Source organism: Alicyclobacillus contaminans DSM 17975, assembly GCF_000429525.1.
Classification (GTDB): domain Bacteria; phylum Bacillota; class Bacilli; order Alicyclobacillales; family Alicyclobacillaceae; genus Alicyclobacillus_A; species Alicyclobacillus_A contaminans.
In genome coordinates this window covers 39,608-51,796 of sequence record NZ_AUCA01000013.1, presented here as the reverse complement: position 1 = coordinate 51,796, position 12,189 = coordinate 39,608, and the positions used below count along the sequence as shown (strand labels likewise).

At 57.4% G+C, this 12,189-nt stretch carries 24 protein-coding genes; all 24 read right to left on the bottom strand.

Features of this window, described 5'->3' with window-relative positions; translation table 11 throughout:
- Nucleotides 1-99: 99 nt before the first annotated feature.
- The 24 genes from rpsI to rpsQ all read right to left on the bottom strand — a co-directional run bounded on the left by rpsI (nt 100) and on the right by rpsQ (nt 12,188).
- On the bottom strand, nt 100-492 hold the full coding sequence (gene rpsI, locus G463_RS0107240; RefSeq protein ID WP_026974635.1) for a 30S ribosomal protein S9: 393 nt from the start codon (nt 490-492) through the stop codon (nt 100-102).
- Nucleotides 493-510: 18 nt separating this feature from the next.
- On the bottom strand, nt 511-951 hold the full coding sequence (gene rplM / locus G463_RS0107235; RefSeq protein ID WP_026974634.1) for a 50S ribosomal protein L13: 441 nt from the start codon (nt 949-951) through the stop codon (nt 511-513).
- A 97-nt stretch (nt 952-1,048) separates the two neighbouring features.
- Nucleotides 1,049-1,795 carry a tRNA pseudouridine(38-40) synthase TruA gene (gene truA, locus G463_RS0107230; RefSeq protein ID WP_026974633.1) on the bottom strand — a complete coding sequence of 249 codons (747 nt, stop codon included), beginning with the start codon at nt 1,793-1,795 and terminating at the stop codon, nt 1,049-1,051.
- 43 nt (nt 1,796-1,838) lie between these two features.
- A complete protein-coding gene (gene rplQ / locus G463_RS0107225; RefSeq protein ID WP_026974632.1) occupies nt 1,839-2,201 on the bottom strand; it encodes a 50S ribosomal protein L17 in 363 nt (120 codons plus the stop codon).
- Between the two features lie 41 nt (nt 2,202-2,242).
- Complete coding sequence (locus G463_RS0107220; protein ID WP_026974631.1) at nt 2,243-3,181, bottom strand: DNA-directed RNA polymerase subunit alpha; 939 nt, start codon at nt 3,179-3,181, stop codon at nt 2,243-2,245.
- Between the two features lie 164 nt (nt 3,182-3,345).
- The gene (rpsD, locus tag G463_RS0107215; RefSeq protein WP_026974630.1) at nt 3,346-3,972 is read right to left on the bottom strand and encodes a 30S ribosomal protein S4; all 627 of its coding nucleotides are present in this window, start codon (nt 3,970-3,972) and stop codon (nt 3,346-3,348) included.
- Between the two features lie 87 nt (nt 3,973-4,059).
- Complete coding sequence (gene rpsK, locus G463_RS0107210) at nt 4,060-4,467, bottom strand: 30S ribosomal protein S11 (protein WP_026974629.1); 408 nt, start codon at nt 4,465-4,467, stop codon at nt 4,060-4,062.
- A gap of 67 nt (nt 4,468-4,534) precedes the next feature.
- Nucleotides 4,535-4,903, bottom strand: coding sequence for a 30S ribosomal protein S13 (rpsM, locus tag G463_RS0107205; protein WP_026974628.1), 369 nt, complete (start codon nt 4,901-4,903; stop codon nt 4,535-4,537).
- 110 nt (nt 4,904-5,013) lie between these two features.
- Nucleotides 5,014-5,127, bottom strand: a complete 114-nt coding sequence (gene rpmJ, locus G463_RS0107200; protein ID WP_021296640.1) for a 50S ribosomal protein L36 — start codon at nt 5,125-5,127, stop codon at nt 5,014-5,016.
- Between the two features lie 97 nt (nt 5,128-5,224).
- A complete protein-coding gene (infA, locus tag G463_RS0107195; protein WP_026964681.1) occupies nt 5,225-5,443 on the bottom strand; it encodes a translation initiation factor IF-1 in 219 nt (72 codons plus the stop codon).
- A 19-nt stretch (nt 5,444-5,462) separates the two neighbouring features.
- Nucleotides 5,463-5,765, bottom strand: coding sequence for a KOW domain-containing RNA-binding protein (locus tag G463_RS0107190; RefSeq protein ID WP_026974627.1), 303 nt, complete (start codon nt 5,763-5,765; stop codon nt 5,463-5,465).
- A 9-nt stretch (nt 5,766-5,774) separates the two neighbouring features.
- A complete protein-coding gene (locus G463_RS0107185; RefSeq protein WP_026974626.1) occupies nt 5,775-6,425 on the bottom strand; it encodes an adenylate kinase in 651 nt (216 codons plus the stop codon).
- A gap of 25 nt (nt 6,426-6,450) precedes the next feature.
- A complete protein-coding gene (gene secY, locus G463_RS0107180; RefSeq protein WP_026974625.1) occupies nt 6,451-7,734 on the bottom strand; it encodes a preprotein translocase subunit SecY in 1,284 nt (427 codons plus the stop codon).
- A gap of 1 nt (nt 7,735) precedes the next feature.
- Entirely contained in the window at nt 7,736-8,179 is a 444-nt protein-coding gene (gene rplO, locus G463_RS0107175) for a 50S ribosomal protein L15 (RefSeq protein ID WP_026974624.1), read from the bottom strand.
- A gap of 21 nt (nt 8,180-8,200) precedes the next feature.
- Nucleotides 8,201-8,392 carry a 50S ribosomal protein L30 gene (gene rpmD / locus G463_RS0107170; RefSeq protein ID WP_026974623.1) on the bottom strand — a complete coding sequence of 64 codons (192 nt, stop codon included), beginning with the start codon at nt 8,390-8,392 and terminating at the stop codon, nt 8,201-8,203.
- Nucleotides 8,393-8,403: 11 nt separating this feature from the next.
- Nucleotides 8,404-8,901 carry a 30S ribosomal protein S5 gene (gene rpsE, locus G463_RS0107165; RefSeq protein WP_026974622.1) on the bottom strand — a complete coding sequence of 166 codons (498 nt, stop codon included), beginning with the start codon at nt 8,899-8,901 and terminating at the stop codon, nt 8,404-8,406.
- Between the two features lie 20 nt (nt 8,902-8,921).
- On the bottom strand, nt 8,922-9,290 hold the full coding sequence (rplR, locus tag G463_RS0107160; protein ID WP_026974621.1) for a 50S ribosomal protein L18: 369 nt from the start codon (nt 9,288-9,290) through the stop codon (nt 8,922-8,924).
- A gap of 29 nt (nt 9,291-9,319) precedes the next feature.
- Nucleotides 9,320-9,859, bottom strand: a complete 540-nt coding sequence (rplF, locus tag G463_RS0107155; protein WP_026974620.1) for a 50S ribosomal protein L6 — start codon at nt 9,857-9,859, stop codon at nt 9,320-9,322.
- 28 nt (nt 9,860-9,887) lie between these two features.
- Nucleotides 9,888-10,286: a 30S ribosomal protein S8 gene (gene rpsH / locus G463_RS0107150; RefSeq protein ID WP_026974619.1), complete on the bottom strand. Its 399-nt coding sequence runs from the start codon at nt 10,284-10,286 to the stop codon at nt 9,888-9,890.
- 30 nt (nt 10,287-10,316) lie between these two features.
- On the bottom strand, nt 10,317-10,502 hold the full coding sequence (locus tag G463_RS0107145) for a type Z 30S ribosomal protein S14 (RefSeq protein WP_026964691.1): 186 nt from the start codon (nt 10,500-10,502) through the stop codon (nt 10,317-10,319).
- Nucleotides 10,503-10,534: 32 nt separating this feature from the next.
- Nucleotides 10,535-11,077 (bottom strand): 50S ribosomal protein L5, encoded by a 543-nt coding sequence (gene rplE, locus G463_RS0107140; RefSeq protein ID WP_026974618.1) that lies wholly within the window; start codon nt 11,075-11,077, stop codon nt 10,535-10,537.
- A 25-nt stretch (nt 11,078-11,102) separates the two neighbouring features.
- The gene (gene rplX, locus G463_RS0107135; protein WP_026974617.1) at nt 11,103-11,423 is read right to left on the bottom strand and encodes a 50S ribosomal protein L24; all 321 of its coding nucleotides are present in this window, start codon (nt 11,421-11,423) and stop codon (nt 11,103-11,105) included.
- Between the two features lie 107 nt (nt 11,424-11,530).
- Nucleotides 11,531-11,899 carry a 50S ribosomal protein L14 gene (rplN, locus tag G463_RS0107130; RefSeq protein WP_026974616.1) on the bottom strand — a complete coding sequence of 123 codons (369 nt, stop codon included), beginning with the start codon at nt 11,897-11,899 and terminating at the stop codon, nt 11,531-11,533.
- Between the two features lie 28 nt (nt 11,900-11,927).
- The gene (rpsQ, locus tag G463_RS0107125) at nt 11,928-12,188 is read right to left on the bottom strand and encodes a 30S ribosomal protein S17 (protein WP_026964695.1); all 261 of its coding nucleotides are present in this window, start codon (nt 12,186-12,188) and stop codon (nt 11,928-11,930) included.
- Nucleotide 12,189: the final 1 nt, after the last annotated feature.

The window sequence follows — 12,189 nt, the reverse complement described above, 5'->3', positions numbered from 1 at the left end:
TCCCGTACAGTGTATGAAAAAGTGGACAGCGCCATGTATGAAAGTGGAGAAATAAAAAAGATGCCGACATACGTCGGCATCGAACATCCAGATTTTTGATTACCGCTTCGAGAACTGCGGCGCGCGACGCGCAGCCTTCAAGCCGTACTTCTTCCGTTCCTTCATCCGAGCGTCTCGGGTCAGGAATCCAGCCTTCTTCAACGGACCGCGGAGTTCCGGGTCGACCTTCAGCAACGCCCGAGCGATGCCGTGACGAATCGCACCCGCCTGGCCCGCCGTACCGCCGCCATAGACGTTGGCATACACGTCATAGCGATTCAACGTCTCGGTCAGGAGAAGCGGCTGCTTCACAATCAAACGAAGCGTTTCCAACCCAAAGTACTCATTCATGTCGCGACGGTTAATAAAAATCTTTCCGTCACCAGGCACCAACCGTACGCGAGCAACGGAATGCTTCCGACGGCCTGTGCCAAGATATTGCAATTGTGCCATGGCAAAGTCCCTCCTCGGTTAGTTGCTCGCAGATTCCCACGGAATCGGCTGCTGCGCTTGATGTGGATGTTCAGGACCCGCGTACAGCTTCAACTTCGTCAACTGCTGCCGACCGAGCGAATTGTGGGGCAGCATGCCCTTCACCGCAGAGTACAGCACGCGTTCCGGGTGCTGTTGCAGCAAATCCACTGCGCGGGTTTCCTTCAGTCCCCCGGGGTAACCGGAGTGGCGACGATAGATTTTTTTGTATAACTTCTGTCCGGTGAACACGACCTTTTCCACATTGACAACGACCACGAAATCGCCCGTGTCAACGTGCGGCGTGAACTCCGGCTTGTGCTTACCGCGTAAAATGGATGCAATTTCGCTCGCGAGACGGCCAACGCGCTTGCCCGCTGCGTCAATCACATACCACTTGCGTTCCACGGCGTTTGGCTTAGCCATGTACGTCGTCCGCATGGGAGTCCCTCCTGAAATCACGTTCTTCATCACTGTTTGTAACGGGGGTCAGTGAGAAAAACACTAGCGAATATTCTATAGCAATCCTGCCCTCCGGTCAAGGACTCTCCAGCGAATATTGCACATCCCAGAGCGTCAACCCGCTGGCCGGTGCGGTTCTACCGGCACGTGTCCGATCCCGCGCGGCGAGGATGTCGGCAATCTCCCGTCGCAATTGCCCTTGCCCAATGTCAACCAACGTCCCCACGATGATGCGAACCATGTACTGGAGAAATCCATTGCCGGTGCAATAGATATCCAGATACGATCCCCGTTCCTCAAGGCGGATTTCGTAAATGGTTCGCCGCTTGTCCCCCACGGGCGTGGCGACTGCGCAAAAGCTGGTGAAATCATGCGTCCCCACCAGCACGGCGGCCGCTCGTTCCATGGCCTCCAAAGACAGTGGTTGCGGTTGATGCCAAGTGTACCGATGTGTGAAGACGTCGGGCACCGGAGCCCGCTGGATGCAATATCGGTACGTCTTTCGAATGACCGAGAATCGCGCGTGAAACCAGTCCGGAACCTCCACCGCCTCAATGGGCACGATATCCGGCGGCAGCGCGCGGCGCAACAAATACGGATACCTGTCCGCCGGCGGCCCCTGCGCCTGTGTCCAATGCACCACCTGCGCCCTGGCATGGACTCCGGCGTCGGTGCGTCCAGACCCGAAAACTTCCACGGGCGTCCGAAGAATCCGCTGCAGAGTACTTTCCAACGTCCCCTGCACGGTTCGAAGCCCGCGTTGGCGGGCAAACCCGTGGAAGTCGGTTCCATCATATGCGATGGTCAACTTGATTTTTGTCATCGCGCGTCACCGTCCAGGTTACGGCGTCACCATTTCCGTCCCATCAGACGAGTTCAATCAACACCATCGGAGCGGCGTCGCCTCGACGCGGACCAATTTTCACCGTGCGCGTGTAACCACCGTTGCGCTCCTTGAAACGCGGAGCAATTTCCGTGAACAGCTTTTGCACCACGTCCTGCGTGGATTCGTCACTCACCTGTTCCGCGCGGACGAACGCTGCCACCTGCCGACGCGCGTGCAAATCCCCGCGCTTGGCCAGCGTGATCAACTTGTCAGCAATCTTGCGCAGCTCTTTCGCCTTGGCTTCTGTGGTTTGAATCCGTTCATACAGGAACAAGTCGGTTACCAGGCTCCGGAACAACGCCTTGCGAGCACTGGATGTACGTCCCAGTTTACGATACGGCATTCGAATTCTCCCTCCTCTGCCTTGGATGTAACATTCTTCGGTCAGTCTTCTTCACGCAGAGACAATCCCAGACCGTTCAGCTTTTCGACCACTTCCTCGAGCGATTTCCGCCCGAGGTTGCGCACCTTCATCATTTCTTCCTCGGTCTTTGAGCACAGTTCGCCGACGGTGTTGATGCCGGCGCGCTTCAGGCAGTTGTACGAGCGAACGGACAGATCGAGTTCTTCAATCGGCATGTCCAATGTCTTGTCAAACGCCGTTTCCTCCTTCTCGACCATGATGTCCGCTTCCTTGCCATGCTCGGTCAACCCAACAAACAAGAACAGGTGCTCCGTCAAGATCTTTGCACCCAAACTCACCGCTTCCTCAGGTGCAATACTGCCGTCGGTCCATACTTCGAGGGTGAGCTTGTCGTAGTCCGTGACCTGCCCGACACGCGTGTTTTCCACGGAAAAGTTGACCCGGGTAATCGGCGAGTAAATGGAGTCAATGGGAATGACCCCGATTTCCTCGTCCCCCGATTTGTTCCGATCCGCCGGAACGTAGCCACGGCCACGGCCCGCCACCAATTCCGCGTAAAACCGAGCGCCCTCCGACAACGTGGCGATGTGAAGATCCGTATTCACAATGTCCACGTCGGAGTCCGCGCGAATGTCGGCGGCTGTCACTTCGCCGGCCCCTTCCGCGTCGATGACAAGCACCTTGTCTTCGTCGGAATGTATTCTGAGCGAGAGCCGTTTGAGATTGAGGATGATTTCCGTCGTGTCCTCTTTCACCCCTGGAATGGTGGAGAACTCGTGCAACACGCCTTCAATCTTCACCGAGCGCACCGCCGCCCCCGGAATCGACGACAGCAGGATGCGCCGCAGGGAATTCCCAATCGTGGTGCCGTATCCACGTTCCAGCGGTTCAAGCACAAACTTACCGTAATTGTCGGTAGCCTCGACGACCTCAATCTTCGGCTTCTCAATTTCGATCATCCGTAACCCTCCTCGCTTCGCGGGGCTGCACGGCACAGGCGGCGATGGTCATCGCCCCCCACCTGGCCCCTTCGCGTACACGGACCCTGGCACGAACAGGCTCTCCGCTCGTACCCGAGCCCCTCTTGGACCGGCATGCAACCTTCCCCTGAACGTGGGCCGGATTAGCGCGAGTAGTGCTCAACAATCATCTGCTCGGCCACAGGCGTGTCAATTTCTTCACGCGCAGGCACGCGGACAACCTTGCCGCTCTTGTTCGCGACATCCAGTTCAAGCCACGGCGCAATCGTCTTCGCTTCCGCACCCTCTACCAAGAACTTGATTCGGGCAACCTGCTGGCTCTTCTCACGAATCGCAATCACGTCACCCGGCTTGGTCAGATAGGACGGAATGTCCACCTTGCGGCCGTTCACCGTGAAATGACCATGGCGCACCAACTGCCGGGCTTCGGCCCGCGATGCCGCAAAGCCCAAACGGTACACCACGTTGTCTAGCCGGCTCTCCAAAATCTGCAGCAGGTTCTCACCGGTGATGCCCTGCCGGCGCGCCGCTTCGTCGTAGTACGCTTCAAACTGCTTTTCCAAGACACCATAGTAGCGGCGTGCCTTCTGCTTTTCCCGCAATTGGAGGCCGTACTCGGAATTCCGCCGGCGCCCCTGTCCATGTTGTCCTGGCGGAAATGGCCTCTTGTCCACCGCGCACTTTTCGCTGTAGCAACGCTCGCCCTTCAAATAGAGCTTGGTGCCTTCACGACGGCACAAACGGCAGACCGAACCGGTATATCTTGCCATTCTAGTCTTGACACCTCCAACCCAGTCTATACCCGATACGAGAAACTCACAGCGCGGTGAGTAGATTTACAGTTGCAAACCACCGCGTCAGACGCGGCGGCGTTTGGGCGGACGGCAGCCGTTATGCGGAATCGGCGTCACGTCACGAATCCCGCTGACCTCAAGCCCTGCAGCCTGAAGCGAACGAATCGCGGCTTCGCGTCCTGCGCCAGGTCCCTTCACGTTGACCTCCACCGACTTCATGCCATGCTCCATCGCGGTCCGCGCTGCCGCTTCCGCAGCCATCTGCGCGGCGAACGGGGTGCTCTTGCGAGAGCCCTTAAATCCGACGTTGCCCGCGGTGGACCAGGAAATTACATTCCCGGCAGTGTCGGTAATCGTCACGATGGTATTGTTAAACGTCGAGCGGATGTGTGCCACGCCCACTTCGACGTTCTTTCTGTCACGGCGGCGTGTCCGAGTTGCAGTCGCGCCTTTGCGTTGCGCCTTCGCCATCGAATGTTTTCCCTCCTTACATGGAAGAGCTCGTTGGGTGTCCGCTGGACACCTCGCTCACTTCTGCTTACTTCTTCTTCCCGGCAACTGTGCGACGCGGACCCTTGCGAGTACGCGCGTTGGTCTTCGTCCGCTGTCCGCGCACAGGCAATCCGCGGCGGTGCCGAATGCCACGGTAGCAGCCGATTTCCACAAGGCGCTTGATGTTCAGCGCGATTTCGCGCCGCAGGTCACCTTCCACCTTGTAATTCTTGTCAATGTAGTCGCGAAGACGAATCACTTCATCTTCCGTCAAATCGCGAACTCGAGTGTCCGGATTGATTCCAGTTGCTTCAAGGATCTTGTTTGCCGTCGTGCGGCCAATCCCGAAGATGTACGTCAACCCAATCTCCACCCGTTTGTCGCGCGGCAAGTCAACGCCTGCGATACGAGCCATGCTGGGAATCCACCTCCACTGATATCCTTCAATCTATTGCAACACGATGCGGCGTCCGCAAAGGACCAGCCGCTGCCGCACCGTGACCAAGCGCAACAACGGCAACGCCATTATCCCTGGCGTTGCTTGTGTTTCGGGTTTTCGCAAATGACCATCACGTTGCCCTTGCGGCGGATCACCTTGCACTTTTCGCAAATCGGTTTCACCGACGGACGAACTTTCACCAGACACCCTCCTCACTTGAGGTCCGGCGCACGTCATCTTGCTCCAGACCCTCATTCGACTATCATACCGAATTTCGGTCCAAACAGCCAGGTGGTTTTACTTGTACCGATACGTAATTCTGCCACGACTGAGGTCGTATGGAGACAGCTCCACCGTGACGCGATCGCCCGGGAGAATCTTGATGTAATGCATCCGGATCTTCCCGGACACGTGCGCCAATACCTTGTGCCCGTTCTCCAACTCCACTCGGAACATGGCATTGGGCAGTGGCTCAATCACCGTGCCTTCGACTTCAATGACGTCGTCCTTTGCCATCTGTCTGGCCCCCTTCCGCTCAGGCTTCTTTCGTTTCCGCGCGTACGCGTTCGAACTCACGGACTGCGTGACGCAATTTCGCGTTCGTCACCTTGCCGTGCCGAGCCAGGTCATCAACCACCTCGTGGGCAACGGCTGGCAGGTTGCGCACGTGCAGGACGTTTTTCTTCTTCGGTCGCTCCGCCTTACGTTTGTCGCCATCGGCCACGTAGACGAATCGGTCCGCCTCCTGTCCTATCACCACACACACCAGACCGGCATCTCGTCCACGCGTGATCTCCACCATTCTCCCCAGCTCCGGTAACGTCGGAAGAGTAGACATGCAAACACCTCACCGCCGAAGGGGCGACAGAATCTGTCGAATCTCGGCGTACACGTCATCAATCGAACGCGTGCCATCCACCTGATGCAGAATGCCCCGCTGCTGATAGTAGCCTACCAACGGCGCCGTGTGGGCGTACTGTTCCAAGCGTGTTGCGACAGCTTCCTCGGTATCGTCGGATCGCTGATACAACTCACCGCCGCACTTGTCGCACACGCCTTCCGCAGCGGGCGGCTGAAACACCACATGATAGGTGCTTCCGCACGATTTGCAGATGCGGCGTCCCGTCAGCCGGGCCAACAGCACATCTTGCGGCACATGGATATAGAGCACTGCACTCAGTGGACGTTCCATCGACCCCAGCGTTGCATCCAGCGCTTCCGCCTGCGGCAGCGTACGAGGAAAGCCATCCAGAAGAAACCCGTCCTTCGCGTCCGATTGTTCCAATCGATCCCGCACCACGCGAATGGTCAGTTCATCCGGGACCAGACGCCCGCTGTCGAGGTAGGCTTTGACCTCGTTGCCCAGTTCCGTCCCGGCGGCGATTGCCTTGCGAAACATGTCCCCGGTGGAAATGTGCGGCACACCGTAGTCCGCTGTGATCCGCTCCGCCTGAGTCCCCTTTCCGGCACCCGGCAAGCCCAACAGCATTAATTGCATGGCCATTCCTCCCTGACGGTCCGGGTCAACGTATGAACCCGCGATAGTGCCGCTGCAGTAACTGGCCTTCCAATTGCTGCAACGTCTGGAGCGCAACCCCCACGATGATGAGCAGCGACGTGCCTCCGAAATACACGGACGTCAAGTTGGCGCCCTGTAACAGCAAGAACGGAAGTACAGAAATGACGCCGAGAAATATCGAGCCGAACACGGTAATCCGGTTCACAACGCGGATGATGTACTTCTCCGTCTCAATACCCGGCCGTACCCCTGGGATGTAGCCAGCGTGCTTCTGTAATTGTTCCGCCAATTGCTGTGGATTGATCTGCACATGCGTATAGAAAAACGTAAACGCCACAATCAGCAGGACTTCCAGGACAATGTACCAAACCGAGTTTGGATACAGGACGCGAAGGATGACCTCGGCCCAGGTGTGCGTGGAAAAATACGTCGCCACGGTGTATGGGATAATCAGCAACGATGTTGCGAAAATCACCGGAATGACACCCGCCGCGTTCACCTTCAGCGGAATGTGCGTCTGCTGACCGCTGTACACCGTGCGCCCCACCACACGCTTTGCGTACTGAACTGGGATTTTTCGCTCGGCCTGCTGTACAAAGACAATCAGGGCGAAGATGACGATAACCCCCACAATCAGCGCAATCACCTTGAGGATTCCCAGAAACAGTTCTCCAGGATGCCCATAGAACCAATTCTGGTACACTTCTTGAATCAGTTGGCCGAAACGGGAGATGATGCTCACGAAGATGATCACCGAAATCCCGTTCCCCACGCCCTTGTCCGTGATCATTTCACCAAACCACATCAACAGTGTATCTCCGGCCGTCAGCGCGATGACGATGACAATATACGTCCACCAGTCGTTGGTGTAAAGTACACCTTCCCGGGCGAACGTGTAGGTCAACCCGGCGGCCTGTATCACCCCGAACACCACCGTCAGATAACGGGTCACCTGCGTCAATTTGCGGCGGCCGGATTCGCCTTCCTTCTGCCACTCTTCAAACCGGCGCACCACGCCGGACTGAAGCAGCTGCACGATGATGGACGCCGTAATGTACGGAGTCACGCTCATCGCGAAGATGGAAAAACGATAAAACGCGCCGCCTGAGAACATTTCCAGCAAATTGAACAGGGCGTTGTTCGTGTTCGACTGGTTCAGGGCGCTCACGTTCATGCCCGGTACCGGAAGGTACGTCCCAATCCGGTACACGGCAATCACGAACAGTGTAAACAGGATGCGGTTCCGCAGATGTTTCAATCGCCAAAGGTTCGCGATGGTGTGCCCCACCTTATATCACCTCGGCAGTTCCACCAGCCGCTTCAATCTTTTCCTTCGCAGTGCCGGAGTAGGCGTTCACGCGAACCGTCAACTTCTTCGTCAATTCGCCTTTGCCGAGCACCTTGACGCCGTCCAGCAACTTGCGAACCAAACGGTTCTCCAGCAGGTATTCCGGCGTAACCACCGTACCCTCCGGCAGGTTGTTCAACTGTTCGAGGTTGACGACAGCGTATTCCTTCTTAAACCGCGCATTGGTGAAGCCACGCTTCGGCAACCGCTTGAACAGCGGCGTTTGACCGCCTTCAAAGCCCGGACGAACGCCACCGCCCGAACGAGCCCACTGACCTTTGTGCCCGCGCGTGGACGTCTTTCCGTGACCAGAGCTGGTGCCACGTCCCACCCGCTTACGGCTCTTGCGCGCACCCGCCGGGGATTTCAACTCGTGGATTTGCATATTGGCGCACCTCCTTGTTGGTTACTCTGCTTCTACTTCCTGAACGGACACCAAATGGGAAATCCGGTTCACCATTCCGCGAATCACCGGCGTGTCCTGGCGTACCACGGTTTGATGCAACTTCCGGAGGCCCAGCGCAAACGCCGTCTTGCGTTGATTTTCCGGTCGGCCGATAGGGCTGTGGATGAGCGTGATTTGCAATTTTTTCGCCATGTTCAACCCTCCTAACCGAGAATTTCTTCGACACTCTTGCCGCGCAGCCGCGCCACTTCTTCCGCGCGCTTCAACTGCTTGAGCGCATCGAGCGTCGCGTGGACCATGTTGATGGGATTGTTCGATCCGAGCGACTTGGTCGCAATGTCCTTGATACCGGCGAGCTCCAGCACCGCGCGCACCGGACCGCCGGCAATCACTCCGGAACCTGCCGGCGCCGGCTTCAGCAGAACCCGACCAGCCCCGAAATGACCGAGCGTCTCATGCGGAATGCTCGTGTGCTTCATCGGAACGTGAATCAGGTTTTTCTTCGCGTCTTCAATCCCTTTTCGAATGGCGTCGGGCACTTCCTGAGCCTTGCCCAGTCCGGCGCCAACGTAACCGTTGCCGTCGCCGACAACCACCAGCGCGGAGAAGGAGAAACGACGTCCGCCCTTGACAACCTTCGCCACGCGATTGACCGACACAACTTTCTCAGACAGCTCGAGTTGATTCGGATCTATGCGCACAAGAACACCTTCCTCTCTGATTAGAATTCCAGCCCCGCTTCGCGCGCGGCGTCTGCCAATGCCTGCACGCGCCCGTGGTACAAATAGCCACCGCGGTCAAACACGACCGACTTCAGACCCTTCTCCAAAGCGCGCTTCGCGACCAGTTCTCCCACTTTGCGAGCCGCTTCCACATTTCCGCCGTTGCTCACCGCGTCGCGCAGCTCCTTGTCCAGCGTGGACGCGCTCACCAAAGTGGTTCCGCTCACGTCGTCGATGACCTGGGCGTAGATGTGTTTGTTCGAACGATACACGTTCAGTCGCGGGCGGTCCGCATTCCCCGAAACACGCTTGCGCACCCGCAGGTGGCGGCGTTTCCGGGCTTCATTCCGGTCAACTTTGGTAATCATGCCGTGTCACTCCTTTCTCTCAACCAGCCTTATTTCTTACCAGTCTTACCGACCTTGCGGCGAATGACCTCATCTTCGTACTTGATCCCTTTGCCCTTGTACGGTTCGGGCTTACGGATAGCACGCACCTTCGCCGCGTAAATGCCGACCAGTTCCTTGTCAATGCCCTTGATGACCAACTTTGTCGGAGCCGGTACTTCCACCTCAATCCCCGGAACGTTCTCAAGCACAACCGGGTGCGAGAATCCCAGCGACAGCGTCACTGTGCTGCCACTCTTGGCAGCGCGATAACCCACGCCGACCAGGTCGAGGCTCTTGGAAAATCCGTTGCTCACACCTTCAACCATGTTGGCAATCACACTGCGGGTGGTGCCGTGCAGGCTGCGATGCAGCTTGTCATCACTCGGCCGTTCCACCAGGATTTCCTGTCCGTTCACCGTGACCTTCATGTCCGGGTGAAGATTGCGGGTGAGCGTCCCCTTCGGACCCTTCACCGTGATGGCCGTACCGTCCAACTTCACTTCAACACCGGCTGGAACCGGAATTGGCTTCTTACCAATACGGGACATGCTTACACCTCCGTTCTGTTCCCCGTGTTTACCAGATGTAGCAGAGAACCTCTCCACCCACGTGCAGCTTCCGAGCTTCCCGGTCGGTGACAATCCCCTTCGACGTGGAGATGATGGCCACACCGAGACCACCCAGCACGCGCGGAATGTTGTCATGGTTCACGTACACGCGCAGCCCCGGTTTGCTGATCCGCTTCAGTCCGGTGATGACGCGTTCTTGATTCTTGCCGTATTTCAAAAACAGGCGGATGACACCCTGCTTGTCGTCGTCAATAAATTCCGCGTCGCGAACGAAACCCTCATTCTTCAGGATTTCCGCAATCGCGCGCTTCACCTTCGAAGATGGAATCTCGACCTTTTCGTGGCCCACCAGATTGGCGTTGCGAATCCGGGCAAGCATGTCGGCGATAGGGTCAGTCATAACCATGAAACGTAACCTCCTTCCGTACGAGCCGGATTACCAGCTCGCCTTTTTCACGCCGGGCAACTGGCCTTTGTAGGCCAAGTTCCGGAAACAGATGCGGCAAATGCCGAACTTGCGAAGCACCGAGTGCGGACGCCCGCAGATGCGGCAGCGCGTGTACGCTCGTGTGCTGAACTTTGCGGGCCGGTTTGCTTTCGCAATCATGGATTTTTTCGCCAAGTCATCGTCCCTCCCACATTCAATCTGCGTTCTCACGCCTGCCGGAACGGCATGCCCATCAATGCCAACAGTTCACGCGCTTCCTCGTCGGTGTTGGCCGTCGTGACGACCACCACTTCCATACCGCGAACCTTGTCGACCTTGTCGTATTCAATCTCAGGGAAAATCAGCTGCTCGCGCAGACCCAGCGTGTAATTTCCGCGGCCGTCAAACGCCTTCGGAGATACACCGCGGAAGTCGCGAACCCGCGGCAGCGCAACGTTCATCAACTTGTCCAGGAAGTGGAACATCCGCTCCCCGCGCAGTGTCACCTTGACGCCAATGGGCATCCCCTGGCGAACGCGGAACTGCGCAATCGACTTCTTCGCGCGGGTGACGACCGGGCGTTGACCGGTGATGGCCACCAGGTCTTCCACCGCAGAATCAATCACCTTTGGATTTTGAACGGCCTCACCCAGGCCGAGATTCACAACCACTTTCTCAATTCGAGGCACCTGCATCACAGTGGTGTAGTTGAACTTCTTCATCAGTTCCCCCACCACGTGATTCTTGTAGTGCTCCTGCAACCGGGACACAGTGAGCCCTCCTTTCACCTGGCTACTAGTCAATCACTTCGCCAGACTTTTTCGCGTAACGGACCTTTGTACCGTCCTCCAACACTTTCCGCCCAATCCGAGTCGGCTCTCCCGTCTTCGGATCTACGTGCAACACGTTTGAAACGTGAATCGGCGCTTCCTTTTCGATAATGCCGCCTTCCGGATTCGCCGGATTCGGCTTGGTGTGGCGCTTCACGATGTTCACGCCCTCCACCAGAACGCGCTGTTCCTTCGGGAACACCGCGAGCACGGTGCCAGTCTTCGACTTGTCTTTGCCAGCAATGACGACGACTTTGTCACCCTTTTTCACGTGTAGCTTCGGCACTTGTCGACACCTCCTCGCAACGCGGGCTCTCGAGGCCCCTGCCACTCGAAACACAGTATCTGCCGCGCGCCTCACCGCGCGGGCTGAACTCCTCGCACACCGGGGAATTACAGCACTTCCGGCGCCAAGGAGATGATCTTCATGAAATCCCGATCGCGCAGTTCACGCGCCACGGGCCCGAAGATACGGGTACCGCGCGGGCTCTTGTCCTCTCGAATGATGACCGCTGCATTTTCGTCAAAGCGAATGTAGCTGCCGTCGTTCCGACGCACACCGCGGCGGCTCCGGACAATCACAGCCTTCACGACATCGCCCTTCTTGACAACGCCGCCGGGTGTTGCACTCTTAACCGATGCGACAATGATGTCGCCAATGTTCGCCGTCTTGCGGTTCGAGCCACCGAGCACGCGGAAACACATGATTTCCTTAGCGCCCGTGTTGTCCGCCACAACCAGTCTCGTTTGAGGTTGAATCACGGGAGCAGCCTCCTTCCTGTCGGGAAGATTAAATCACAACAGCTTTCTCGACAATCTCGACCAAACGCCAGCGCTTTTCCTTGCTCAGCGGGCGCGTCTCCATGATGCGCACGGTATCGCCGATTTTCGCCTCGTTGTTCTCGTCATGCGCCTTGAACTTCTTGGTCCGGCGAATCGTCTTGCCGTACAGCGGGTGCTTCACGTTCTCCTCGACAGCTACCACGATGGTCTTATCCATCTTGTCACTGACGACCTTGCCCACGCGCACCTTGCGATAGTTGCGTTCCATC

Bases quoted from the DNA above. Each gene is read 5' to 3' on its own strand.
- rplO (WP_026974624.1), bottom strand. From the start codon at position 8,179: ATGCAAATCCACGAGTTGAAATCCCCGGCGGGTGCGCGCAAGAGCCGT.
- G463_RS0107185 (WP_026974626.1), bottom strand. From the start codon at position 6,425: ATGCAATTAATGCTGTTGGGCTTGCCGGGTGCCGGAAAGGGGACTCAG.
- rpsM (WP_026974628.1), bottom strand. From the start codon at position 4,903: ATGGCTCGTATCGCAGGCGTTGACTTGCCGCGCGACAAACGGGTGGAG.
- rplF (WP_026974620.1), bottom strand. From the start codon at position 9,859: ATGTCCCGTATTGGTAAGAAGCCAATTCCGGTTCCAGCCGGTGTTGAA.
- rpsK (WP_026974629.1), bottom strand. From the start codon at position 4,467: ATGGCGAAGGCGCAACGCAAAGGCGCGACTGCAACTCGGACACGCCGC.
- rpsH (WP_026974619.1), bottom strand. From the start codon at position 10,286: ATGGTTATGACTGACCCTATCGCCGACATGCTTGCCCGGATTCGCAAC.
- rpmD (WP_026974623.1), bottom strand. From the start codon at position 8,392: ATGGCGAAAAAATTGCAAATCACGCTCATCCACAGCCCTATCGGCCGA.
- G463_RS0107220 (WP_026974631.1), bottom strand. From the start codon at position 3,181: ATGATCGAAATTGAGAAGCCGAAGATTGAGGTCGTCGAGGCTACCGAC.
- rpsI (WP_026974635.1), bottom strand. From the start codon at position 492: ATGGCACAATTGCAATATCTTGGCACAGGCCGTCGGAAGCATTCCGTT.
- G463_RS0107190 (WP_026974627.1), bottom strand. From the start codon at position 5,765: ATGTCTACTCTTCCGACGTTACCGGAGCTGGGGAGAATGGTGGAGATC.
- rplR (WP_026974621.1), bottom strand. From the start codon at position 9,290: ATGATTACCAAAGTTGACCGGAATGAAGCCCGGAAACGCCGCCACCTG.
- rpsQ (WP_026964695.1), bottom strand. From the start codon at position 12,188: ATGGAACGCAACTATCGCAAGGTGCGCGTGGGCAAGGTCGTCAGTGAC.
- rplM (WP_026974634.1), bottom strand. From the start codon at position 951: ATGCGGACGACGTACATGGCTAAGCCAAACGCCGTGGAACGCAAGTGG.
- truA (WP_026974633.1), bottom strand. From the start codon at position 1,795: ATGACAAAAATCAAGTTGACCATCGCATATGATGGAACCGACTTCCAC.
- rpsD (WP_026974630.1), bottom strand. From the start codon at position 3,972: ATGGCAAGATATACCGGTTCGGTCTGCCGTTTGTGCCGTCGTGAAGGC.
- rplQ (WP_026974632.1), bottom strand. From the start codon at position 2,201: ATGCCGTATCGTAAACTGGGACGTACATCCAGTGCTCGCAAGGCGTTG.
- infA (WP_026964681.1), bottom strand. From the start codon at position 5,443: ATGGCAAAGGACGACGTCATTGAAGTCGAAGGCACGGTGATTGAGCCA.